The following is a 24,065-nucleotide window of genomic DNA, read 5'->3' as shown; positions in this document are numbered from 1 at the left end:
TCCTCCCGGATACCACCACCCCTGCGTGCAGCCTCGGTCCCCGGGTCACTGCCCCCGACGCCCGCTTCCTTCCGTGCCCCTTCTTCCCTCCAGAGGCTCCCCGCCCCGCCACAGGTGCAGCACCTCCTCCACCGCCGGCGCGATCCGCCGCCGCGCCTCGTGTCGCACCATCCCGTTCATCAGCAGACGGTCGTACGGCGTGTCCACATGCCGCACGGACGCCACGACAGCCGACACCACCGCCCCCTCGGACAGCGCGCGGCCGGCGGCGCTGCGCCCCACCCGTCCGCTGCCGCGCACGGAGGCGTGCGCGGCTATCTCGCTCGCGCGATCCGACGGGCAGCCCGGGAAAAGCCGCCGGATCTCCGCCGCGAAGGCCGCGATGAACCGTTCGTCCAGCGCCGATCGCCGCCGTGCGTCCCGCGCCCGGCGCCGCCGCCGGGCCTCCGCGTCCGCCAGACAGCGTGCCTCGGCGCGGGCGCGCGCCGCCTCCTCGACGAGGACGCCCTGCCGTTCGTAGCGGGCCTTGCGCCGGTTGAACCGCACGACGACCGCCGACAGCGTGCTCTCTTCGCGCGACCGGCGGGTCAGTGCCGTGTCCCCACGCGGCAGGAACACCAGGTGCCCCAGATCCGCGCAGTCCAGGCACCGGGGTGCGCCTCCTTCCAGGACGAGCAGCGACAGCGGACCGCGTCGGCAGGCGGCACAGTGCCGGCGCCGGACCGGCTGGAGGACGAGAGGCCCGCCGCCCCGCCCGGAAGGAGCCGCAGCGGCGGTCACCGACTGCGTCGGGACGGGGGCGGTCGGTTCCATACGCCTTCATTCCCCTGTCGGCCCGCGCCCCACGCGTCCACCGGGGGGGCGACCGGCACCGGGCACGGCGCGGCGAAGGTGCCGTGATCCCGTCGCGCACGGGTCGGTGTCCCACCCGGGTGCCGGAGCCGGGCGAAGACGCCGAGGGAGATCATGTCCGTGGTCGTCTCGTGGTCCGCGACCAGCAGCACCAGGGCCTCGGCGAGCATCGCGCCGACGCGGGGCGGCTCTCGGGCACAGCGGCCCTTGAGCCGGGCCGATGCCCGAGGCCGGGACACCGGGCCGAACGGTGAGCGGGACGGGAACTGACGCATCATGGCCGTGTGCGACTCGAAGCGATCACCTGGGACCGGCTCGGCGACCGCCTCGCCGAACGACTGCTCGACCTGGAACCCGCCGACGGCGGCGCCTGGCCCCGCGTCGCCCTGGACGGGGCGCCCGCTGCCCGCCCCGGCGACCTCGCCGACCGCGTCGCCGAGGCACTGCGCGTCCGGGGGCGTCCCTCCCGTGTGGTCGACACCCACGGCTTCCTGCGCCCCGCCTCGGTCCGCCTGGAGTACGGCCACCACGACCTGGAGGCCTACTACGGCGGCTGGTTCGACACCGGCGCCCTGTGGCGGGAGGTGTTCGGGCCGCTCGAACCCGGCGGCGACGGGCGGATCCTGCCCGACCTGTGGGACCCGGTCACCGACCGCGCCACCCGCAGCGCCTACGTCCGACTCCCGCCCGGCGGCGTCCTGTTGCTCCACGGCCCCCTCCTGCTGCGCCACTGGTTCCCCTTCGACCTGACCGTCCACCTCCTGCTCTCCCCGCCCGCGCTGCGCCGCCGCACCCCGGAGCCCGAGCAGTGGACACTTCCGGCCTTCGAGCGCTACGACAACGAGGCCGACCCCGCCGCCACGGCCGACGTCCTGGTCCGCGCCGACGACCCCCGGCACCCCGCGTGGAACGGCGGGCCCGCCTGACCGCCGACATGCGGGCGCCGTCCGGCCCGGCGAGAATGTAGGGCGCCGGGACAGCGGCGCGCTCTGCGCCGCGCCGGCCGTCCGGCACCAGGAGGTACCCCATGACCACCGCCGGTGACATCATGCACCGGGGCGCCCAGTGGATCCCCGCCCACGAAACCCTCGACCGCGCCGCCCAGCTGATGCGTGAACTCAACGTCGGCGCCCTTCCCATCAGCGATGCCGACGAACGGCTCTGCGGCATCCTCACGGACCGAGACATCGTCGTCGGCTGCGTCGCCATGGGCCACGACCCGGCCGAGGTCACCGCCGGCGAGATGGCCCGCGGCACGCCCCGCTGGATCGACGCGAACGCCGACATCAGCGAGGTTCTCCAGGAGATGAAGGAGCACCAGATCCGTCGGCTCCCGGTGATCGACGACAAGCGGCTGGTCGGCATGATCAGCGAGGCGGACCTCACCCGGCATCTCAGCGAGGAACAGTTGGCCGGCTGGGCCGAGAGCGTCTACGCCAGGACCACGCCCTCCCCGCACTGACGTCCCGCGACGGCCCGGCTCAGGCGCCGACCGGCGTCAGAGCCAGCCGTTGCGCCGAAACCCCCGGTACAGCACCAGGCAGGCGACGGATATCACGCCCATGACGAGCGGATAGCCGTACTTCCAGTGCAGCTCCGGCATGTGCTCGAAGTTCATCCCGTACATCCCGCAGACCATCGTCGGCACGGCCACCACCGCGGCCCATGCCGTGATCTTCCGCATGTCCTCGTTCTGGGCGACCGTCACCTGGGCGAGATGCGCCTGCAGGATCGAGTTGACCAGCTCGTCGAACGCGGCGATCTGCTCGGCCGCCCGCAGCAGATGGTCGGAGACATCCCGGAAGTACGCCTGTATCTCCGGATCCACCACACGCATCGGACGGTCCGCCAGCTCCAGCAGCGGGCGGCCCAGCGGCACCACGGCCCGCTTCAGCTCCAGCAGTTCCCGTTTGAGCTGGTAGATGCGGCCCGGGTCGGTCCGTGCCCCGTCCTCGGAGAAGACCTCCGTCTCCATCTGCTCGATGTCCTCGTGCACCGAGTCGGTGACAGTGAGGTACTCGTCGACCACATGGTCCGCGATCGCGTGCAGCACGGCAGAGGGGCCCTTGGCGAGTTGCTCGGGCTCGGACTCCAGCTCCTCGCGCAGCGGCCCCAGCGAGCCATGCCGGCCGTGCCGCACCGAGATCGCGAAGTCGTGCCCCATGAACACCATGATCTCGCCGGTGTCGACGACCTCGCTCGTCGCCGTCAGCTCCTCGTGTTCGACGTAGCAGACCGTCTTGAACACCGCGAACAGCGTCTCGCCGTACCGCTCCACCTTCGGCCGCTGGTGCGCCTCGATCGCGTCCTCGACCGCCAGCGGATGCAGATCGAACAGCTCGGCGATGTCCGCGAACTCCTCGTTCGTCGGCTCGTGCAGCCCCAGCCAGACGAAGCCGTGGCCGCTGTCGCGGACCCGGGCCACTCTCTCCGTCAGCGTCCCGTCGCCCGGTGTCCGCACCCCGTCCCGGTACGTCACGCAGTTCACCACCGACGAACCCAGCGGGGAGCGCGCGGGGTGACTGAGGTCGACCCGCGCCCTGCGCCGGGCCAGTCGCGCCACCCTGCGCAGTCCACCGACCCTGCTGAGGCCGGTGACCCTCCGCAGATTCCCTGCCATGGTCATCTGGATCTCCTCGTGTGGATCTCCTCGCACCGCGTTCCCGCGCCTTGGCCTGTCAGTCTGCCAGCCGGGCGGAATCCACGGGCAAGCCTGTGGAAAGGGTCGATTCCGCTTTGTTCCCCCCTGTGGACAACGGGACTTCGGCGACGTCGGACGGCTCCCCGACGCGTCGACCACCCTGCGAAACCGGGACGACTGGGATGATCGCTGCATGACGCGAACCGACGGATATCTCCTCGACAACGAGCGCCCCGAGGCGGGCGAGCGCTTCGACGCCTTCGCCGTCCTCTTCGACCCCACGACCTTCCGGCACCTCGAACGACTGGGCGTCGGACCCGGCTGGCGCTGCTGGGAGGTCGGCGCCGGCGGCCCCTCGGTGGTGTCCTGGCTGGCGAAGAAGGTGGGGCCGACCGGCAAGGTGATCGCGACCGATGTCGACACCTCGCGCCTGGCCGCCGCCCGGCCACCGGTCGAGGTCCGCGTCCACGACGTGGGCGCCCAGGAACCGCCGGCGGAAGGCTTCGACCTGGTGCACGCCCGGCTCGTGCTGGTGCATGTGCCCGACCGGGAACGTGCGCTGCGGTCGATGATCAAGGCGCTGCGGCCCGGCGGACGGCTTCTGGTCGAGGACGCCGACCCCGCCCTCCAACCGCTGGCCTGCCCCGACGAGCACGGGCCCGAGCAGCGGCTCGCCAACCGGCTGCGCCACGGCTTCCGTACCCTCCTCGCCGACCGCGGTGCCGACCTCTCCTACGGCAGGCGGCTGCCCCGCCTCCTGCGCGAGGCCGGGCTCCGGGGTGTCGAGGCCGACGCGTGCTTCCCCCTGACCTCGCCGGCCTGCGCGGCCCTCGAATCCGCGACGATCCGGCAGATCGGCCCCGACCTAGTCGCCGCCGGACTCGCCGGCCGACAGGACATCGACGACCATCTCGCCAACCTGGCGTCCGGGAGCATGGACCTGGCCACCGCACCGATGATCTCGGCGTGGGGCAGGAAGAGGTAGCCGTCTCCGGCCGCGACGGCTGAACACGGCGTCGACGTACGGCGGTACCCGGCCTGACGCGATGAGGTCGCTCTCGCCCCGTCGTCCGCAGCGGGCTCATCCCACAGGCGCTGCGGACGGGAAGCGCGCGCGCCGGGTCGTGGGGGCCGGTCTGCCGCCGGACCGCTCCACCGCCCGCGCTCCGGCCAGACACCCCTGCGCCACCGCCACCTCGGGGGCCGCTCCGGCGAGCAGTGCCGCCAGGAACGCCCCGGTGAACGCGTCGCCGGCTCCCGTGGTGTCGTGAGGTTCGGCCGGGGCGGCGGGCACCTCCGTGACGACGCCGCCGTCTCGGGCGAGCAGCGCGCCCTCAGCGCCCCGCTTGGCCACCACCATCGGGAAGCGTCGGCTCAGCTCGGCCGCCGCGGCCGCCGTCTCCGGTACTCCGGCGAGGAGACACGCCTCGTCCCGGCTCGGCAGCAGGACGTCCACCCCGTCGGCGAGCGTGAGGAAGCGGTCGACGCCCAGCTCGGCAAGGAAACCCGCCGACGCCGGATCGAGGCTCACCGGCACGTCGCGCGTGCGGGCCGCCTCCAGCGCGACCCGCATCACTGCCCGGCCGGACGCGGAGAACAGCAGGTATCCGGAAAGGTGCAGTCCGGTCACACCGTCGAGCAGCGCGTCGGACCAGTCGGCGGGCTCCAGCCGCAGCGAGGCCCCGCTGTCGGTGAGGAACGTCCGCTCCGCCGCCGCACCCGTGTCGACGAGGCAGACCACCGTCCCGGTCGGCGCGTCGGCGTCCACGACGAGCCGGGGCCGCACCCCGCAGGCGGCCAGCTCCCGCTCGTGCCACGCCGCCGCGTCCGAGCCGACACGGCCCAGCAGCCGCACGTCCGCGCATCCCCAATGCGCGGCCCAGCACGCCACGTTGGCACCCGCCCCACCGGGCAGCGTCCGGATCGCGGCCGCCGTGTCGGTTCCCGTCGCGAGCGGTCCCCGGTACCGGGCGACGACATCGGTCACCACATCGCCGACGACCAGCAGGGCCCCGCTGCCTGCCCGACCGGCGCCGTCCGCCGAGCGGCCCCCGACGGCCCGTCGGCGCATGCCGACCGCGCCACCGGCCCCGCTCTCCGCCCCCTTGTCGTTCCCCGCCGATTCCAGCGGGCCGCGGTCGTCCCGCCGCCTGCTCACGAGGCGGCCCAGGCCGCCGCGATCCGTGCCGCCACACGCACGTTGCCACGCACCGCGGCCAGATTGGCCTCCAGCGACGCCCCGCCGGTGTGCCGCATCAGATAGTCGAGGAGGAACGGGGTCACCGATTGACCGGTGACGCCCTTCTCCTCGCATGCCCGCAGCGCGTCAGCGAGCACCCGGGCGTGCAGGTCGGGATCCAACTGCTCGTCCTGCGGGACGGGGTTGGCGACGATCAGTGCCGACTGCGGCGCGCCCAGCGCGTCCTGCGCGTGCATCACCCGGGCGACCTGTTCCGGCGTGTCCAGCGTCCAGTCCACCGGCTGCCCGGAGTCCGACAGGTAGAAGCCGGGGAAGCGGTCCGTGCCGTACCCGGCGACGGCGACGCCCAGTGTCTCCAGTCGTTGCAGCGTCGCCGGCACGTCCAGGATCGACTTCACGCCCGCGCACACCACCGTGATCCGGGTGCGCGCCAGCAGTCCCAGGTCGGCCGACTCGTCCTGCGTGGCCGTCCACTCACGGTGCACCCCGCCGAGCCCGCCGGTCGCGAACACCCGCACCCCGGCCAGGGCCGCCAGCAGCGCGGTCGCCGACACGGTCGTCGCGCCGCTCGCCGCGCGGGCGAGCGCGAGCGCCAGGTCACGGTGACCCAGTTTGCGGATGCCGTCCTCGTTGGCGATCCGCTCCACCTGCTCCTTGTCCAGACCGACGTGCGGCCGCCCGTCCAGGACCGCGACGGTCGCCGGCACGGCGCCCTCCGCGCGCACCACCGCCTCCAGCTCCAGGGCGACCTGCAGGTTGCGCGGGCGGGGAAGCCCCTGCGCGATGATCGTGGACTCCAAGGCCACCACCGGTCGACGGGCGTCGACCGCTTCCCGAACCTCTTCCGACACCACCAGGGTCACGCGCCTGCCTCCTGTCCGACGGTTCTCCCTCATCTCTGGCGGGCGGCAGCCCCCGTCAAACCCCCGGCCTGTGGGAGGACACTCTCAGAACAGCGGCTCGGGCAGCACGCCCTCCAGGGCGAGCAGCCTGCGCTTGGCCTCCAGACCGCCCCCGAAGCCCCCGATCCCGCCGTCGCTCTCCACGACCCGGTGACAGGGCACCACCACCGGCAGCGGATTGGCGCCCATCGCCGTGCCCACCGCCTGGGCCGCCCCCGGCTGCCCCACCCGCCGGGCGAGGTCGCCGTAGCCGACCACCGTCCCGTACGGCACACCGGCGGCCAGCTCGCGCAGCACCTGCCGGTTGAAGCCCCCTGTCAAAGACCAGTCCAGCGGTAGCTCGAAGGCCTGCCGGGCACCGGCGAAGTAGGCCTCGACCTGGCGTATCGCCTCCGCGAGCAGCGGGGCACCGGGTGCCTCGACGGGCACCGCGGCCAGGCGTTCGGCGAGCTGGGCCAGAGCCTTCTCGCGCCTCGCCCCGTCCGCGTGGAAGACGACGTTGACCAGACCCGCGCCGGTCGCCGCGAGCAGCAGCGGCCCGATGTCGGTACCGACGACGGTCCACACGACGCGCTGCTCGTCCTGTCCGTGGCTGTCCATGCGCCCACCGTACGGCCTGCCACCGACAACGCCGCCGCGCACGGGGTCAGCGCAGGTACAGGGCCCGCCGCACCACGTCGGGCTTGTTGCTGATGATGCCGTCGACGCCGTCCCGGACGAGGTCGCGGACGGTGCCGGGGTCGTCCACCGTCCACGCGAAGACCCGCAGGGGGTCCCCGTGCGGGCCGACGTGCTCGCGCAGCGCCGACACGTACGCCTGCGACACGGCGGTGTAGGGCGGATTCACCAGATCGGCCACCGCCGCGTACCGGGACAGCTCCGTCTCGGCAGGCGCCCCGAGGAATCCGGTCCTGACAGCCGGCTCCAGGGCCCGCACGGCGTGCAGGCTGTCCAGATCGAAGCTCTGCACGATCAGCCGGCCGTCGAGGTGCCGTTCGTCGAGCCACCCCGCGTCGCCGAGCGCCTTGAGGATGTCCTGCTCGATCCCCGGGTACAGCGAGGGATTCTTGACCTCCAGGACCAGCCGCTGCCGATGGGACTCGACCTGCCGCAGGTACTGCTCCAGCGTCGGCACGCGTGTGCCCGCGTACGCGGGGGAGAACCAGCTGCCCGCGTCCAGCCGCGCGATCTCGGCGGCCGTGAAGTCCCCCACCTTCCACGGAGCACGGCTGGGGAAGACCTCCTCCGCGTCGGTCGTACGGCGGAGACTGTCGTCGTGGATGACCACGAGTTCGCCGTCCAGGGTGCGCTGGACGTCGTTCTCCACCCAACGGATGCCCAGTTCCGCGGCCTCGTCCACGGCGGCCAGGGTGTTCTCGGGGGCGTAGGCGGCGGCACCCCGGTGGGCGACCACCGTCGGCAGGGACACCGTCCCGGCCCGGGCGTGCGGCGCGGGGAGCAGGAGGGCGACGACGCCCAGGAGAGCGGTGGACAGGGCGGCAAGTGCACGCGTGTGCATGCGTACTCCTCGCGTCGAGCGATCACGGACAGCTCAACTCTGACAGCAGAGAGTCACGGACGGGGTGTGTCGGACTGCCGCACGGTGGAGAGAGTCGCCCACTCCCGCTCACTGAGGCGGCACATGTGGGGCAAGACCGTGTTTCTTCGCCGGAGAATCGTTCGACCAATCCGGTGGGGGTTACTCTCTGCGTCACCCCTGACCGCTCCCCGCGGTCCCGGGGAGGGGGCGCTTTTCGGACACGTCGACAGGGCGGAGGGGCAGCCGGGCATGCAAGGCACGGTCGACGGCTTCAACTACGGACTCGTCACCCCGCTGGTGGCCTATCTCATGGCCTGCCTGGGCGGGGCCCTGGGCCTGCGCTGCACGACCAGAGCCCTGGTGGTGGCCCGCTCCTGGCGCCCCGGCTGGCTGGCCCTCGGTGCGGCGGCGATCGGCTCCGGCATATGGACCATGCACTTCGTCGCCATGATGGGCTTCACCGTGCGCGGCGCACCGATCCAGTACGACAAGCCCATGACCTTCGCCAGTCTGGGCGTCGCGGTCCTCATGGTCGGCGTCGGCGTCTTCATCGTCGGCTACCGGGGGGCCGCCGGAGCGGCGCTGTTCACCGGCGGCACCGTGACCGGCCTGGGTATCGCCTCCATGCACTACCTGGGCATGGCGGGACTGCGGCTGAACGGCACCCTGGAGTACAACACCGTCACCGTCGCCCTGTCCGTCGTCATCGCGATGGGCGCCGCGACCGTCGCCTTGTGGGCCGCCGTACAGGTCAGGGGCCTGAGGTGGAGCGTCTGCGCGAGCCTGGTGATGGGAGTCGCCGTCAGCGGTATGCACTACACCGGCATGGCCGCCATGAGTGTCCACCTCCACGGCAGCGGCGCGCCGGCCGTGGGCGACTCCTCCGCCGCCGTCCTCGCGCCCATGCTGATCGGCCCGCTCGCCTTCCTCTGCCTCGCCGGAGCCGTCGTCCTGTTCGACCCGCTGATGGCCACGGGCCGGCCCGCCGCCCGCGTCGAGCACGAACCCGGTGTCCCTGCCCACGAGCCGTCCGCCCGCACCCGCCGCCGCCCGTCCCCGCGCATCCCGCGCCGCGACCTCGCGCACGGCCACCGGGCCCCGCAGAATCGCTGACCGGACCCCGTTGTCAGTGGCGGGTCGTACGGTGGATGGCATGCGGCCCGTTTCCCACATCGAACGCACGGTGGCGCCCTTCGAGGTCGTCAGCCCGTACCAGCCCAGCGGCGACCAGCCGGCGGCCATCGCCGAGCTGGCGCGGCGCATCGAGGCCGGTGAGAAGGACGTCGTCCTGCTCGGCGCGACCGGCACCGGCAAGTCCGCCACCACCGCGTGGATGATCGAGAAGCTCCAGCGCCCCACCCTGGTGATGGCCCCGAACAAGACGCTGGCCGCCCAGCTGGCGAACGAGTTCCGCGAGCTCCTGCCCGACAACGCGGTCGAGTACTTCGTCTCGTACTACGACTACTACCAGCCCGAGGCGTACGTCCCGCAGTCGGACACCTACATCGAGAAGGACTCCTCGATCAACGAGGAGGTCGAGCGGCTGCGCCACTCCGCGACCAACTCCCTGCTCACCCGGCGTGACGTCGTCGTGGTCGCCTCCGTCTCCTGCATCTACGGCCTCGGCACACCGCAGGAGTACGTGGACCGCATGGTCCCCTTGCGTGTCGGCGAGGAGATCGACCGCGACGAGTTGCTGCGCCGTTTCGTCGACATCCAGTACACGCGCAACGACATGGCGTTCACCCGCGGCACCTTCCGGGTGCGCGGCGACACCATCGAGATCTTCCCGGTCTACGAGGAACTCGCCGTCCGCATCGAGATGTTCGGCGACGAGATCGAGGCCCTCTCCACGCTCCACCCGCTCACCGGCGAGATCATCAGCGACGACCGGCAGCTCTACGTCTTCCCGGCCTCCCACTACGTCGCCGGCCCGGAGCGCATGGAGCGGGCCGTCAACGACATCGAGAAGGAACTGACCGAGCGCCTCACCGAGCTGGAGAAGCAGGGGAAGCTTCTGGAGGCCCAGCGCCTGCGCATGCGCACCACCTACGACATCGAGATGCTCCGCCAGATCGGCACGTGCTCCGGCGTGGAGAACTACTCGATGCACTTCGACGGGCGCCTCCCCGGCTCCCCGCCGAACACCCTGCTGGACTACTTTCCGGACGACTTCCTGCTCGTCATCGACGAGTCGCACGTCACGGTCCCACAGATCGGCGCCATGTACGAGGGCGACGCCTCCCGCAAGCGCACCCTCGTCGACCACGGCTTCCGGCTGCCGTCGGCGCTCGACAACCGCCCTCTGAAGTGGGAGGAGTTCCAGGAGCGCATCGGCCAGACCGTCTACCTTTCGGCGACGCCCGGGAACTACGAGCTGTCCCGGGCGGACGGCGTCGTCGAGCAGATCATCCGTCCCACCGGACTCGTCGACCCCGAGGTCGTCGTCAAGCCCACCGAGGGCCAGATCGACGACCTGGTGCACGAGATCCGGCAGCGGGTCGAGAAGGACGAGCGCGTCCTGGTCACCACGCTCACCAAGAAGATGGCCGAGGACCTCACCGACTACTTCCTGGAGCTCGGTATCCAGGTGCGCTACCTGCACAGCGACGTCGACACCCTGCGCCGCGTGGAGCTGCTGCGCGAACTGCGCAGCGGCGAGTTCGACGTCCTGGTCGGCATCAACCTGCTGCGGGAGGGGCTGGACCTGCCCGAGGTGTCCCTGGTGGCCATCCTCGACGCCGACAAGGAGGGCTTCCTGCGGTCGGGTACCTCGCTCATCCAGACGATCGGCCGCGCGGCGCGCAATGTCTCCGGCCAGGTCCACATGTACGCCGACAAGATCACCCCGGCGATGGAGCGGGCCATCGACGAGACCAACCGCCGCCGGGAGAAGCAGGTCGCCTACAACACGGCGAACGGCATCGACCCGCAACCGCTGCGCAAGAAGATCAACGACATCGTGGCGCAGATCGCCCGCGAGGAGGTCGACACCGAGAAGCTGCTCGGCTCGGGCTACCGCAAGGCCGGGAAGGACGGCGGCGGCACCAAGGCCCCGGTGCCGTCTCTCGGCGGCAAGGCGGCGAAGGCGGCCCAGGGCGCGAAGACCACCAAGCCGGCCAAGGGCAAGGCCCGCGAGACCGTCCCGACCGACCGTCCCGCGGCCGACCTCGCCGAGCAGATCGAGGAGATGACCGAGCGCATGCGGGCGGCCGCCGCCGATCTCCAGTTCGAGATCGCGGCCCGGCTGCGCGACGAGGTCTCGGAGATGAAGAAGGAGCTGCGCCAGATGAAGGAGGCGGGCCTGGCCTGACGCCGCACCCGGCGGTGGACGGGTGGTCCGGGCGGATGCGCTGTGTTGCAAGACCGACACAAAGTAGGTGGCCGGGTTCGGCACTGTCAGTGCGTCTGCGTAGGGTTCTTGCCAACCGCGCGGTGCGCGGCAACAGGGGACGTCCGAGAGGGGAATCAGCGCGTGACCGTCAACATGACCAAGGGTCAGGCCATCAGTCTGCAGAAGAACGACGGGGGCAGCCTGACCGCGGTGCGCATGGGTCTCGGCTGGCAGGCCGCTCCGCGCCGCGGCCTGTTCGGGTCCCGCACCCGAGAGATCGACCTCGACGCCTCGGCCGTCCTCTTCGCCGACAAGCAGCCCGTCGACGTCGTCTTCTTCCGTCACCTGGTGAGCGACGACGGCTCGGTGCGCCACACCGGCGACAACCTCGTCGGCGGCGTCGGGCAGGGCGGCGACGACGAGGCGATCCTCGTGGACCTGGCGCGGGTGCCGGTCCACATCGACCAGATCGTCTTCACCGTGAACTCCTTCACCGGGCAGACCTTCCAGGAGGTCCAGAACGCTTTCTGCCGTCTGGTCGACGAGACCAACGGCCAGGAGCTCGCCCGCTACACCCTCGCCGGCGGCGGCGCCTACACCGCCCAGATCATGGCGAAGGTACACCGGTCGGGGGCCGGCTGGACGATGACGGCCCTGGGCACCCCGGCCAACGGCCGCACCTTCCAGGACCTGATGCCCGCCGTCCTGCCGCTGCTCTAGGCGGCCGGTACCGGATCACTCACACGCGACTCAGGGGGACGACAGGCGATGACGGCTGAGCTGGTGCGGGGGCAGAACCACCCGCTCTCCCAGGTCCGCCTCGAGATCAGGATCTCGGCCGGCACGCCGGTCGTGGCCGCGGCCACGACCGGTGACGAGCAGGGCCGCGTGCCGGACGCCGAGTGGGTGGCCCACCCGGGCGCGCCCGCGCTGCCCGGCCTGGAGGTCTCCCGCCAGGCCGCCGCCGACCACCGGCTCGCGGTGGATCTCGACGCCGTGCCGACCGCCGTCCATCGGGTGAGCGTCCTGCTCGCCCTGCCGGGCGGCAGAAGCGGGGGAGGACCGCAGCGCTTCGGTGCCGTCGCTGCCCCCTTCGTCGCCGTCACCGGCCTCGACGGCACCGAACTCGTCTCGTACACCCTCACCGGTCTGGACTCGGAGACCGCCGTCGTCGCCCTGGAGCTCTACCGCCGCCAGGGGGCCTGGAAGGTCCGCGCGGTCGGCCAGGGATACGCGGGCGGCCTGGCCGAGCTGTTCACCGACCAGGGCCTGCCCCAGGCCCACCAGTTGGCCTCCGGCATCCATGAGGCTGTGACGCGGGGCCTGGCCCGCGCGCTGCCGGCCCCGCGGCCGCGGACGCCGGACGCCGACCGCCCCCATGCCGCCGCCTCCGCACCGGGGCCGGACCAGACCGGCTCTCCACACGGCGCGTCCGGCGCGGGCGCCTCCGGACCCTACGGTGCCCAGGACGACGCCGGCCCGCACTCGGCGCGGACGACCCCGGGCCCGGACACGAGTCAGCCGGCCGGTCCCACCCCCGTGAGTCCCGTCCCGGAAGAGCCCGCCACGCCGCCCACGGGCGGTGGACCCGTCGACTACACGCACCCGGGCCGGCAGAGCGCCGCTCCGCCGCCACCCCCGCCGACCGCGCCCCCGGCGGCCCCCGGGCAGCCCGCGCAGCCCGTCGCCGGTGACGCCACCGGCTGGTCCATGGAGGAGCGGCTCTACAACCAGGTGTGGGGCATGTTCGAGGACCTGGCCCGCACCACCGCCGCGTACCGCAGCGCAGTCGATTTCGCCGACTCGCGCCGGGAGAAGGAGCTCGACCAGGTCCTGTCGGACCCGCGCAGCCGTGGCGGCGACCAGGCCGAGGCCGCCCGCGACGCGGCGCACCTGAAGTACGCCCAGCTCGTCGACCATGCCCGGCAGGCCCTCGACCGCGACCTCGCCCAGCTCACCGCTGAGGCCGACGTGGTGGAACCCGCGCTGCCACCGGCGTTCGCCCGCTGGGACAACCCTGTGTGGCACGCCTACCGCGTCCCCATGGAGATCCCCATGGCGCTGCGGATGGGTGATCTGCGACTGCCCGAGAGCGACCCGCTGCGGATCCCGATGCTGCTCCGGCTGCCGCTGGAGCGCGGGTTGTGGATCGACTGCGGGCGCACCGCCGCGGCCGACGACTCCTTCGCCGACGCCCACGACCTGCGCCGCCTGGCCATGGAGTGCGCGGTGGCGCACACCGCCCGGCTGCTGGCCGCGTACCCGGCCGGCGAGTTCACCGTGCACGTGATCGACCCGGCGGGCTCGGGAGCGCAGGCGCTCGGGCCGCTGGTGCGGCACGGCGTCCTGGCCGGCCCGCCCGCCGTCGGCGCGGCCGGGGTCAAGGACGTCCTGGAGCGGCTCACCCAGCGGGTGGACCTGGTGCAGATGGCGGTCCGCGGCGGCGCGGCCGACTCGCTGCCGCCCGGCTTCGACACCTCCGAGCAACTGCTGGTCGTCAACGACTTCCCGCACGGCTTCGACGACCGTGCCGTGACCCAGTTGCGGTATCTCGCGGACGAGGGCCCGGCGGTCGGTGTCCACCTGATGATGGTCGCCGACCGGGAGGACGCCTCCGGTTACGGTCCGTTGCTGGATCCGCTGTGGCGGTCGCTGCTGCGGCTCACCCCGGTGCCCGACGATCACCTCGCCGACCCGTGGGTGGGCCACGCCTGGACGTACGAGCCGACGCTCGTCCCGCCCGGCAGCCAGGTGCTGCATCAGGTACTGAGTCAGGTCGCCACGGCTCGCGCCAAGCATTGGTAAAGCGCCGTTGAACTGCTCGTTTGAAGATTCTTTTGCCTGACGCTTTACCTTCTCTTGGTGATCGGAGTATGGTTCTTCGCACGGAGGGGAGTACTCCCTGACTTGCTGCGGCGTTCCCGTCAGTACGGATCCGGCCACCTGACCGACCAGGCCGGCATCCCGGGACGCCGGCCCTCCTCGGGCGGAAGAGACCTCCGGCAGCGACGACGCTGATTACTTGCCGTTACGTATTGCCGGAGGCGCAGTGGATGTTTCCGTGACCCTGTGGGTCCTGACGATCGTGGGCCTCGCCGCCCTGATCGCGGTCGACTTCTTCATCGGCCGCAAGCCGCACGACGTGTCCATCAAGGAAGCCGGCATCTGGACCGTCGTCTGGATCGCCCTCGCCGGCCTCTTCGGAGCCGGCCTGCTGGTCTTCGGCGGCGGCCAGCCCGCCGGAGAGTTCTTCGCCGGGTTCATCACCGAGAAGTCCCTCAGCGTCGACAACCTTTTCGTCTTCGTCCTGATCATGGCGAAGTTCGCGGTCCCGTCGCAGTACCAGCAGCGCGTCCTCCTCGTCGGAGTGCTCATAGCCCTGGTCCTGCGCGCCGTGTTCATCGCCGCCGGCGCCGCGATCATCGCCAGCTTCTCGTGGGTGTTCTACCTCTTCGGTGCCTTCCTGATCTGGACCGCCTGGAAGCTCGTCCAGGAGGCGCGCGCCGACGAGGACGACGAGGAATACGAGGAGAACAAGCTGCTCAAGGCCGCCGAGCGCCGCTTCGGGGTCGCCGACCGCTACCACGGCACCAAGCTGTGGATCCAGCAGAACGGCAAGCGGGTCATGACCCCGATGCTCGTCGTGATGCTCGCGATCGGCACCACCGACGTGCTCTTCGCTCTCGACTCCATTCCCGCGATCTTCGGCCTGACACAGGACCCGTACATCGTCTTCACGGCCAACGCGTTCGCCCTGATGGGGCTGCGGCAGCTGTACTTCCTGATCGGCGGTCTGCTGCGCAAGCTGGTCCACCTCAGCTACGGGCTGTCCATCATCCTGGGCTTCATCGGTGTGAAGCTGGTGCTCCACGCGCTCCACGAGTCCGGAGTCCACGTCCCCGAGATCAGCATCCCGGTCTCGCTCGGCGTGATCTGCTCGGTCCTGATCGTCACCACGGTCACCAGCCTGCGCGCGTCGAAGAAGCAGGCGGCGGCCGATGCGGCGCACGCCATGAGCGAGAGCGCTCCGAAGGAGAGCGCCGACACCTGACGGCGGACAGCGTAGCGAGAATCAGGCACGGGAGCGGTACGCGGCGAATTGCCGGGTGCCGCTCCCGGTGCTTGCTTGGTGCTGAGCGTGTTTCCCCACCCGGGGACGCCCCGGCCCGGTGAGGTGCCCATGAAGTTCGTGCAGATCGTCGACTTCCGGACCGAGCGTCTGGAGGAGATCAATGAGCTGCTGCAGGAGTTCGCCCTGCGCCACGCCGGACGGCCGAACGCCCCCGCGCACCACATGCTCCTGAAGGACCGCGACAACTCCCACCGCTACCTGGCGGTGATCGAGTTCGACTCCCACGAGGAGGCCATGCGCAACAGCGACGACCCGGAGACGTCCGAACTGGCCGAGCAGCTCGGCGCGCTGTGTATCGGCGACCGCGTCTACACCAACTGCGACGTGCTGGACCCGGACGCCGCCCGGTAGCCCGGCGCACGCCCTGGAAGCGCACGGCCCGTCGGGAGCTCCGAGAGATGAGCTGCGCCGGCCGGACCGAGGCCGGTCACCGCATGACCGCCGCCGCCCGCCCGCCCGGTGCCGGCCGCGGCCGAAGCCGCAGGTCAGTCCATGACCGGCGCCGCCACCGGCACCGGGCGGGTCTCCGGTAGCAGGGCGAAACAGCCGAGGCTGAGCAGCGCGATCCCGGTCAGGTACGCACCGACACCCCAGGGGACCCGCCCCCCGGACTCCGCGAGCGCCGTCGCCGCGATCGGGGTCAGCGCGCCCCCGAGGACCCCGCCCAGGTTGTAGCCCACCGCCGCGCCCGTGCAGCGCACCCGGGGTTCGTACAGCTCCGGCAGATAGGCCGCGATCACCGCGAACATCGTCACGAAGGAGACCAGCGCGCCCAGGAAGCCCAGGAACATCGGCAGCGGCTCGCCGGTCGCCAGCAGCGCCACCATCGGGAACATCCACAGTGCGCAGGCGGCGCATCCCGCCAGGCACATCGGTCGCCGTCCGAACCGGTCACCCAGGACCGCCATCACCGGGGTCAGCGCACCTTTCACCACCACCGCCGCCATGACGCAGCCCAGCATGACGGTGCGGTCCACGCCGAGCCGTTCGGTCCCGTAGGCCAGGGACCAGGTCGTCACCGCGTAGAAGATCGCGTAGCCGGCGGCGAGCGCACCGGCCGTCAGCAGCACGAGCCGCCAGTGGTGACGCACCACATCGGCCAGCGGCACGCGCGCGTGGTCGTCGATCTCCAGGAACCGCGGACTCTCCGCGAGCGACGACCGCAGCCAGAGTCCGGCCACCGCCAGCGCCCCGCCCGCCCAGAACGGGATCCGCCACCCCCACGCGGCGAACCGCGCGTCGGACAGCGTGGCCGAGAGAACCAACATCACTCCGTTGGCGAGCAGGAACCCGACCGGCGGCCCGATCTGCGGGAAGCTCGACCACAGCGCGCGCCGCCCGGCGGGCGCGTGTTCCGCCGTCAGCAGCACCGCGCCACCCCACTCTCCGCCGAGCCCCAGTCCCTGCAGGAACCGCAGCAGGAGCAACAGCAGGGGAGCGCTCACCCCGATGCTGTCGTACGTCGGGACGCAACCGACCGCGACCGTCGAGGCGCCGGTCAGCAGCAGGGACGCCACGAGCACCGGTCGGCGTCCGTGCCGGTCTCCGACGTGTCCGAACAGCACCGACCCCAGCGGCCGTGCCACGAAGCCCACAGCGAAGGTCCCGAAGGCCGCCAGGGTCCCCGCCAAGGGGGAGAACGTCGGGAAGAACAGGGGGCCGAGAACCAGCGCGGCCGCGGTCCCGTAGACGAAGAAGTCGTAGAACTCGATGGCCGTGCCGGCGAGCGAGGCCGCCGCCAGCCGGGGCATGGACGCGGCGGGGCCGCTCACGGTGCGTACGTCGTGCATGCCGCGTCAACTACCCACTGTGACGGAGGGTTACGGGGCGGGGTGACCGTCTCGTCAGTACGTGACCGTGATGCGCCGGGCGGGCCCGTCGACCCGCACCAGGCCGCCGTACGGCATCACCAGGTTCGGATCGGTGTGCCCGAGGTCCACGTCGAAGACCGCCATGGTGTCGGGGGCGTAGTCCCGCAGGGCGCGCAGGACGGCGTCGCGCTGTGCGGCGGCGTAGCGGGCGGCCTCCCGCTCGCTGTGAGGCCGCTCGAAGGACCAGGTTTTCGGCCGGCCCATCAGCAGGGCCGAGAAGCGCCCCAGCAGCCCGCGCTCGCCCATGTTGCGCAGTGTGCGGAAGACCTCCGTGGCGCTCGGCAACTCCTCCGAGGTCTCCAGGAACAGCACTCCGCCGTCGAACTCCGCCGGGTCGCGCGGGATCTCCCGGTCGGCCGTCAGCAGCCAGGCGACGATCTCCAGACACCCGCCCCAGCTGCGGCCCTCCACCACCCGGTCGGCGTTCACCCAGGTCCAGCCGGTGCCGGGTCGTGCGGGTGGCTCAGTCTCGAAGGTGGCCGGCTCGGCCCAGTCCCGGTCGACGTCGTTCCAGCGCTCCGCAGGGCGCAGCTCGTACGGGCCCGGGGTGAACAGAGCGGCCCGCAGGGACTCGGCGGTCTGTGGGTGCATGGCGCCGGGACGGCCCAGCTCGACCATCACGCTCCCACCGTGGTAGCCGACTATCCCGGTGTTGCGCAGGAACATGAGCAGGTTGGTGTTGTCGCTCCACCCGAAGAACGGCTTCGGATGCGCCCGGATCAACTCCCGGTCCAGCAGCGGCAGTACGGTGATCTGATCGTCACCGCCGATCGAGGCGAAGACCGCCTTGATGTCCGGGTCGGCGAACGCGGCGTGCAGGTCGTCGGCCCGCTGCCGCGGCGTCGAGCCCATGGTGCGGCTCGCCGGATACTCGACCGGCACCAGCCCGTACTCCCCGCGCAGCCGCTCCAGGCCCAGTTCGTAGGGGAGCGGGAAGAGCCCCGGCAGGCCGCTGGAGGGCGACAGGACGGCCACCCGGTCACCGGGGGAGGGCTTGGGCGGGTACGCGGGCGTCCTCATGGCAGGAGGCTAGTGCTCCGGGCCCTTCGGCCGCACCGTGATAAACCGGGGTCCGAGCAGCGGTCCCGTGCGGACCGCCCCTTCTGACGGACCGGAGGAACCGTGCCCCGCACCCTGGCCAACGCCCCCATCATGATCCTCAACGGCCCCAACCTGAACCTCCTCGGTCAGCGGCAGCCGGAGATCTACGGGTCCGACACGCTCGCCGACGTCGAGGCGATGTGCGCGAAGGCGGCGGCCGCACACGGCGGCCGGGTGGACTTCCGCCAGTCCAACCACGAAGGGCAGCTCGTCGACTGGATCCACGAGGCGCGGCTGCAGCACTGCGGGATCGTGATCAACCCCGGCGCCTACTCGCACACCTCGGTGGCGATCCTCGACGCGCTCAACACCTGCGACGGCATGCCGGTCCTGGAGGTGCACATCTCCAACATCCACCGGCGCGAGTCCTTCCGGCACCACTCGTACGTCTCGCTGCGCGCCGACGGGGTCATCGCCGGCTGTGGTGTGCAGGGTTACGTGTTCGGCGTGGAGCGGGTGGTGGCGCTGGCCGGGGCCACGCAGGCCGAGGCGTGAACCCCGCCTGGGCCGCCGGCCGAGGGCGGGGATCGGGAGGCCGGCGGCCACTGCCGAGCGGGAGCCGTCATCCCGCGCGGGGCTGAGTCCAGTTCACCGCGCCCACCGCGCGCGTGGGGAGCGCGCGCGACATGCCGACAGGTGTGCGCCGTTCACACGGGGCGCGCGAGCCGAATATGCGCGGGGCGCGCGCGACGACGGCGCGCGCCCGTTCCGTGCCACGTGAACCGCGCGAAGGAACTTGCGCACGTGTCCCGGGCGCGATCCTCGCGCTCACCAACCGCGCGCGTGCCACTCCGGCAGCTGCGGTCGCTCCGCGCCCAGGGTCGTGTCGTTGCCGTGGCCCGGGTAGACCCACGTCTCGTCCGGCAGGACATCGAAGAGCTTGGTCTCGACGTCGTGGATCAGCCGGGCGAAGGCTTTCGGGTCCCTCTGGGTGTTGCCCACCCCACCCGGGAAGAGGCAGTCCCCGGTGAACACGTGAGGATGCCCGTGCGGGTCGTCGTAGACGAGGGCGATCGAGCCGGGCGTGTGCCCGACCAGATGGCGGGCGGTGAGTTCCACCTGACCCACCCGGATCACGTCCCCGTCGTCGATCGGCACGTCGGTCGCCACCGGGATGCCTTCCACGTCGTCGCGGCCGGCGTACGTCCGCGCGCCCGTGGCCGCCACCACCTCGGCGAGGGCCTGCCAGTGGTCGCCGTGCCGGTGGGTGGTAACGACGGAGGCGATTCCGTCGTCACCGATCATGCCGAGCAGCGTGTGACCGTCGTTGGCCGCGTCGATCAGCAACTGCTCGTCCGTGGCCCGGCAGCGCAGCAGATAGGCGTTGTTGTTCATGGGGCCGACCGCGATCTTGGTGATCATGAGGTCCTTGAGCTCGTGCACGTCCGCCGGGCCGCCGACCGTCACCTCTCCGCTGTACGTCATGACCGCAGCCTATAGCGGGGGGAGGCCCGGCAGCGGTCCACCGGAGACCGACAGCGCCGATCCGTCCCGGCGCCCGGCGAGCCAGCCCAGCAGATCGGCGGCGGGGCCCGTGACGGTGGCCTCGGCGGCGTCCGCGGCCCGTCCCGTGTGCCACGCGCGCGTGCCGTCCGTCACCCGGGTCCGTGGTACGCCGGGGTGCCCGGCGAACCGTTCGGTCAGGAAGTCGATCTCCCGCTGGACGAACTCGGCCGGCAGGTCCTCCAGCTGGTATCCGATCCCGAGGTCCACGTGGTGCAGCTCCACCTCGACCCACCGCCGGAACGGCACGCGTGCGGCGGAGTCGGTCACCCCGTTGCGCAGCTCCACCGTGCGGGACCAGTCCGCGGGGGCGGCGCCGACCGCGTCGAAGCGGGCCGCGGTCCCGCGCAGGTCCGCGAGCTGCTCGTCGAGGGGGCGCGGGGCGTCCCGCTCGATGTCGCCGTCACGGACCTCCGCGGAGGCGTACATGGGCCGGCCCTCCAGGACGTTGACGAGGGCGTCGGCATTGCGGGACAGATGCGCCAGGACGTGCCCCCGGCTCCAGCCGGGCAGGCGTGACGGCGCGGAGACGGCCGCGTTGTCCAGCTTGGCGACCGCGGTGAGCAGTCGCTCGGTCGCGTCCCGTACAGACGCCAGGTCATGAGCGTGATCAATCATGCTGCTGACCCTAGTGCCGCCACCCCTTCGGGTGAAGGTGGTGAAGGAGTGCCGTAAATCGAATGCACGTGCTATAAGGTCGGAGCTGGCGTCGGGCATGCTGGATGGCCGGGGATTGTTGCAACCCGTGAATCCGACCGGCGTTGTCAGTGGCTCCCCCTAGTCTGAGAAGGACGGGGGCCTCGCCCCTGTCACTTCTCTCAAGAAAGGTGCGGACCGGCGTGGCCGACCGTCTCATCGTCCGTGGCGCGCGCGAGCACAATCTGAAGAACGTCTCGCTCGACCTGCCCCGGGACTCGCTCATCGTCTTCACGGGCCTGTCCGGGTCGGGCAAGTCCTCCCTGGCCTTCGACACCATCTTCGCCGAGGGCCAGCGGCGCTACGTGGAGTCCCTCTCCTCGTACGCCCGCCAGTTCCTCGGCCAGATGGACAAGCCGGACGTCGACTTCATCGAGGGCCTCTCCCCGGCCGTCTCGATCGACCAGAAGTCGACCTCGCGCAACCCGCGCTCCACGGTCGGCACCATCACCGAGGTCTACGACTACCTGCGCCTGCTCTTCGCCCGCATCGGCAAGCCGCACTGTCCCGAGTGCGGCCGCCCGATCTCCCGCCAGTCGCCGCAGGCCATCGTCGACAAGGTCCTGGAGCTGCCGGAGGGCAGCCGCTTCCAGGTCCTGTCGCCGCTGGTGCGCGAGCGCAAGGGCGAGTTCGTCGACCTCTTCGCCGACCTGCAGACCAAGGGCTACTCCCGCGCGCGCGTGGACGGCGAGACCGTCCAGCTCTCCAACCCGCCGACGCTGAAGAAGCAGGAGAAGCACACCATCGAGGTGGTGATCGACCGCCTCACGGTCAAGGACTCCGCCAAGCGCCGCCTCACCGACTCCGTCGAGACCGCCCTGGGCCTGTCCGGCGGCATGGTCGTGCTCGACTTCGTCGACCTCCCCGAGGACGACCCCGAGCGCGAGCGCATGTACTCGGAGCACCTGTACTGCCCGTACGACGACCTGTCCTTCGAGGAGCTGGAGCCGCGCTCCTTCTCCTTCAACTCGCCCTTCGGCGCCTGCCCCGAGTGCACCGGCATCGGCACGCGCATGGAGGTCGACCCCGAGCTGATCGTGCCCGACGGGGACAAGACCCTCGAAGAGGGCGCCATCCACCCCTGGTCGCACGGCCACACCAAGGACTACTTCGACCGTCAGGTCAACGCCCTCGCGGACGCGCTCGGCTTCCGCACCGACATCCCCTTCGCCGGCCTGCCGCAGCGTGCCAGGAAGGCCCTGCTGTACGGCCACAAGACCCAGATCGAGATCCGCTACCGGAACCGGTACGGACGCGAGCGCGTCTACATGGCCTCCTTCGAGGGCGCCGTCAACTTCGTCAAGCGCCGGCACAGCGAGGCCGAGAGCGACGCCAGCCGTGAGCGCTTCGAGGGCTACATGCGTGAGGTGCCCTGCCCCACCTGCGAGGGCACCCGCCTGAAGCCGATTGTCCTGGCGGTCACGATCATGGGCAGGTCGATCGCCGAGGTCTCCGCGATGTCCATCAGCGACTGCGCGGACTTCCTGGGCGAGCTGAAGCTCAACGCGCGCGACAAGAAGATCGCCGAGCGCGTGCTCAAGGAGGTCAACGAGCGGCTGCGCTTCCTGGTCGACGTCGGCCTGGACTACCTCTCGCTCAACCGCGCGGCCGGCACCCTCTCCGGCGGCGAGGCACAGCGCATCCGCCTGGCCACCCAGATCGGCTCCGGCCTCGTCGGCGTTCTCTACGTCCTGGACGAACCGTCCATCGGCCTGCACCAACGCGACAACCACCGGCTGATCGAGACCCTCGTCCGGCTGCGCGACATGGGCAACACGCTCATCGTCGTCGAGCACGACGAGGACACCATCAAGGTCGCCGACTGGATCGTCGACATCGGCCCCGGCGCCGGCGAGCACGGCGGCAAGGTCGTGCACAGCGGATCGCTGAAGGAGCTGCTCGCCAACGCCGAGTCGCAGACCGGCCAGTACCTGGCGGGCAAGAAGTCCATCCCGGTGCCCGACGTGCGCCGCCCGATCGACCCCTCCCGGCGCCTGACGGTGCACGGCGCCCGGGAGAACAACCTGCGGGACATCGACGTCTCGTTCCCGCTCGGCGTGTTCACCGCCGTCACAGGTGTCTCCGGATCGGGCAAGTCGACACTGGTCAACGACATCCTGTACACACACCTGGCCCGCGAACTCAACGGCGCGCGCAACGTGCCCGGGCGGCACACGCGCGTGGACGGCGACGACCTCGTCGACAAGGTCGTCCATGTCGACCAGTCGCCCATCGGCCGCACCCCGCGCTCGAACCCGGCGACGTACACCGGTGTCTTCGACCACATCCGCAAGCTGTTCGCCGAGACCACCGAGGCGAAGGTCCGCGGCTACCTGCCGGGCCGCTTCTCCTTCAACGTCAAGGGCGGCCGCTGCGAGAACTGCGCGGGCGACGGCACCATCAAGATCGAGATGAACTTCCTCCCGGATGTCTACGTCCCCTGCGAGGTCTGCCACGGCGCCCGCTACAACCGGGAGACCCTGGAGGTCCACTACAAGGGCAAGTCCATCGCCGAGGTCCTCAACATGCCCATCGAAGAGGCCATGAACTTCTTCGAGGCCGTCCCGTCGATCAACCGCCACCTCAGGACGCTCAACGACGTCGGTCTCGGCTACGTCCGCCTCGGCCAGTCCGCCACCACCCTCTCCGGCGGTGAGGCACAGCGCGTGAAGCTCGCCAGCGAGCTGCAGAAGCGCTCCACCGGCCGCACGGTCTACGTGCTGGACGAGCCGACCACCGGGCTGCACTTCGAGGACATCAGCAAGCTGCTGAAGGTCCTGTCCGGCCTGGTCGACAAGGGCAACACGGTCATCGTCATCGAGCACAACCTCGATGTGATCAAGACCGCCGACTGGATCGTCGACATGGGTCCCGAGGGCGGCGCGGGCGGCGGCATCGTCGTCGCCGAGGGCACGCCGGAGGAGGTGGCCGGGGTGCCGGCCAGCCACACCGGCAAGTTCCTGCGGGAGATCCTCGGCGCCGACCGGATCAGCGACGCCGCGCCGGTGAAGGCGCCGCGCCGGACCGCCGCGAAGAAGACCGTCGCCGCGGGGTCGGCCGTCAGCAGCACGGTGACCAGGAAGGCCGCCGCGGCGGCCAAGAAGACGGCTCCGGCGAAGAAGACGGCCCGCGCCCGCAAGGCGTGAGGGCCGTCGACGGCATGGCCCGGTCCGGACCGGCCACGACCCGGCGCCCCGTGGAGACCCCACGGGGCGCCGCCGCCGTTCTCCGGCGTCCGGGTCCCTGCCGGAGGCTGCCCGGCCCTTGCGCCGGACGCCCCGCTGCCGCCTCGC

The 24,065-nt window shown here is 71.4% G+C and carries 21 protein-coding genes; 11 read left to right on the top strand and 10 right to left on the bottom strand.

What is annotated here, in order from left to right; genetic code table 11:
• Nucleotides 1–45: 45 nt before the first annotated feature.
• Nucleotides 46–813, bottom strand: coding sequence for a DUF2293 domain-containing protein (locus tag AC3ET3_RS10670; protein WP_435612017.1), 768 nt, complete (start codon nucleotides 811–813; stop codon nucleotides 46–48).
• Nucleotides 814–1,136: 323 nt separating this feature from the next.
• On the opposite strand from AC3ET3_RS10670, the gene AC3ET3_RS10665 reads away from it, so the two are divergent.
• Complete coding sequence (locus AC3ET3_RS10665; protein ID WP_432156585.1) at nucleotides 1,137–1,778, top strand: nucleoside/nucleotide kinase family protein; 642 nt, start codon at nucleotides 1,137–1,139, stop codon at nucleotides 1,776–1,778.
• A 101-nt stretch (nucleotides 1,779–1,879) separates the two neighbouring features.
• On the top strand, nucleotides 1,880–2,314 hold the full coding sequence (locus AC3ET3_RS10660; protein WP_432156584.1) for a CBS domain-containing protein: 435 nt from the start codon (nucleotides 1,880–1,882) through the stop codon (nucleotides 2,312–2,314).
• A 36-nt stretch (nucleotides 2,315–2,350) separates the two neighbouring features.
• On the opposite strand, the gene AC3ET3_RS10655 is transcribed toward AC3ET3_RS10660, so the two are convergent.
• Nucleotides 2,351–3,478, bottom strand: a complete 1,128-nt coding sequence (locus tag AC3ET3_RS10655) for a magnesium and cobalt transport protein CorA (RefSeq protein ID WP_435612016.1) — start codon at nucleotides 3,476–3,478, stop codon at nucleotides 2,351–2,353.
• A 208-nt stretch (nucleotides 3,479–3,686) separates the two neighbouring features.
• Here AC3ET3_RS10655 and AC3ET3_RS10650 point away from each other — a divergent pair, with 208 nt between their 5' ends.
• Nucleotides 3,687–4,478, top strand: a complete 792-nt coding sequence (locus AC3ET3_RS10650) for a methyltransferase domain-containing protein (protein ID WP_432136053.1) — start codon at nucleotides 3,687–3,689, stop codon at nucleotides 4,476–4,478.
• Nucleotides 4,479–4,574: 96 nt separating this feature from the next.
• Here AC3ET3_RS10650 and AC3ET3_RS10645 read toward each other — a convergent pair whose 3' ends face one another.
• From AC3ET3_RS10645 to AC3ET3_RS10630, 4 genes are all read right to left on the bottom strand, one after another.
• On the bottom strand, nucleotides 4,575–5,564 hold the full coding sequence (locus tag AC3ET3_RS10645; RefSeq protein WP_432136084.1) for a carbohydrate kinase family protein: 990 nt from the start codon (nucleotides 5,562–5,564) through the stop codon (nucleotides 4,575–4,577).
• 83 nt (nucleotides 5,565–5,647) lie between these two features.
• Nucleotides 5,648–6,556 (bottom strand): pseudouridine-5'-phosphate glycosidase, encoded by a 909-nt coding sequence (locus AC3ET3_RS10640; protein ID WP_432156583.1) that lies wholly within the window; start codon nucleotides 6,554–6,556, stop codon nucleotides 5,648–5,650.
• Nucleotides 6,557–6,640: 84 nt separating this feature from the next.
• Nucleotides 6,641–7,195 carry a methylated-DNA--[protein]-cysteine S-methyltransferase gene (locus tag AC3ET3_RS10635; protein ID WP_432136055.1) on the bottom strand — a complete coding sequence of 185 codons (555 nt, stop codon included), beginning with the start codon at nucleotides 7,193–7,195 and terminating at the stop codon, nucleotides 6,641–6,643.
• 46 nt (nucleotides 7,196–7,241) lie between these two features.
• Entirely contained in the window at nucleotides 7,242–8,114 is an 873-nt protein-coding gene (locus AC3ET3_RS10630) for a glycerophosphodiester phosphodiesterase (protein WP_432136056.1), read from the bottom strand.
• Nucleotides 8,115–8,384: 270 nt separating this feature from the next.
• Here AC3ET3_RS10630 and AC3ET3_RS10625 point away from each other — a divergent pair, with 270 nt between their 5' ends.
• From AC3ET3_RS10625 to AC3ET3_RS10600, 6 genes are all read left to right on the top strand, one after another.
• The gene (locus tag AC3ET3_RS10625; protein WP_432136057.1) at nucleotides 8,385–9,248 is read left to right on the top strand and encodes an MHYT domain-containing protein; all 864 of its coding nucleotides are present in this window, start codon (nucleotides 8,385–8,387) and stop codon (nucleotides 9,246–9,248) included.
• 40 nt (nucleotides 9,249–9,288) lie between these two features.
• Nucleotides 9,289–11,448, top strand: a complete 2,160-nt coding sequence (uvrB, locus tag AC3ET3_RS10620) for an excinuclease ABC subunit UvrB (RefSeq protein ID WP_432136058.1) — start codon at nucleotides 9,289–9,291, stop codon at nucleotides 11,446–11,448.
• Between the two features lie 162 nt (nucleotides 11,449–11,610).
• A complete protein-coding gene (locus AC3ET3_RS10615; RefSeq protein ID WP_432136059.1) occupies nucleotides 11,611–12,189 on the top strand; it encodes a TerD family protein in 579 nt (192 codons plus the stop codon).
• A 48-nt stretch (nucleotides 12,190–12,237) separates the two neighbouring features.
• A complete protein-coding gene (locus tag AC3ET3_RS10610) occupies nucleotides 12,238–14,274 on the top strand; it encodes a TerD family protein (protein WP_435612015.1) in 2,037 nt (678 codons plus the stop codon).
• Between the two features lie 244 nt (nucleotides 14,275–14,518).
• The gene (locus AC3ET3_RS10605; RefSeq protein ID WP_432136061.1) at nucleotides 14,519–15,520 is read left to right on the top strand and encodes a TerC family protein; all 1,002 of its coding nucleotides are present in this window, start codon (nucleotides 14,519–14,521) and stop codon (nucleotides 15,518–15,520) included.
• A 129-nt stretch (nucleotides 15,521–15,649) separates the two neighbouring features.
• A complete protein-coding gene (locus AC3ET3_RS10600; RefSeq protein WP_432156580.1) occupies nucleotides 15,650–15,952 on the top strand; it encodes a hypothetical protein in 303 nt (100 codons plus the stop codon).
• Between the two features lie 134 nt (nucleotides 15,953–16,086).
• Here AC3ET3_RS10600 and AC3ET3_RS10595 read toward each other — a convergent pair whose 3' ends face one another.
• Nucleotides 16,087–17,352, bottom strand: a complete 1,266-nt coding sequence (locus AC3ET3_RS10595; protein WP_432136085.1) for an MFS transporter — start codon at nucleotides 17,350–17,352, stop codon at nucleotides 16,087–16,089.
• Nucleotides 17,353–17,445: 93 nt separating this feature from the next.
• On the bottom strand, nucleotides 17,446–18,492 hold the full coding sequence (locus AC3ET3_RS10590; RefSeq protein ID WP_432156579.1) for a S66 family peptidase: 1,047 nt from the start codon (nucleotides 18,490–18,492) through the stop codon (nucleotides 17,446–17,448).
• 102 nt (nucleotides 18,493–18,594) lie between these two features.
• Between AC3ET3_RS10590 and aroQ the strand changes: the two genes are divergently transcribed.
• Nucleotides 18,595–19,068: a type II 3-dehydroquinate dehydratase gene (aroQ, locus tag AC3ET3_RS10585; protein WP_432156578.1), complete on the top strand. Its 474-nt coding sequence runs from the start codon at nucleotides 18,595–18,597 to the stop codon at nucleotides 19,066–19,068.
• Between the two features lie 273 nt (nucleotides 19,069–19,341).
• On the opposite strand, the gene AC3ET3_RS10580 is transcribed toward aroQ, so the two are convergent.
• Both AC3ET3_RS10580 and AC3ET3_RS10575 read right to left on the bottom strand, forming a co-directional pair.
• Entirely contained in the window at nucleotides 19,342–19,998 is a 657-nt protein-coding gene (locus tag AC3ET3_RS10580; RefSeq protein ID WP_432136065.1) for an MBL fold metallo-hydrolase, read from the bottom strand.
• Nucleotides 19,999–20,007: 9 nt separating this feature from the next.
• The gene (locus tag AC3ET3_RS10575; protein ID WP_435612014.1) at nucleotides 20,008–20,694 is read right to left on the bottom strand and encodes a maleylpyruvate isomerase family mycothiol-dependent enzyme; all 687 of its coding nucleotides are present in this window, start codon (nucleotides 20,692–20,694) and stop codon (nucleotides 20,008–20,010) included.
• 221 nt (nucleotides 20,695–20,915) lie between these two features.
• Here AC3ET3_RS10575 and uvrA point away from each other — a divergent pair, with 221 nt between their 5' ends.
• Nucleotides 20,916–23,918 (top strand): excinuclease ABC subunit UvrA, encoded by a 3,003-nt coding sequence (gene uvrA / locus AC3ET3_RS10570; protein ID WP_435612013.1) that lies wholly within the window; start codon nucleotides 20,916–20,918, stop codon nucleotides 23,916–23,918.
• Nucleotides 23,919–24,065 lie beyond the last annotated feature (147 nt).

Source organism: Streptomyces sp. bgisy159 (assembly GCF_057707805.1).
The sequence above is the reverse complement of the archived record's forward strand: the minus strand, read 5'-3'. Positions and strand labels throughout refer to the sequence as shown.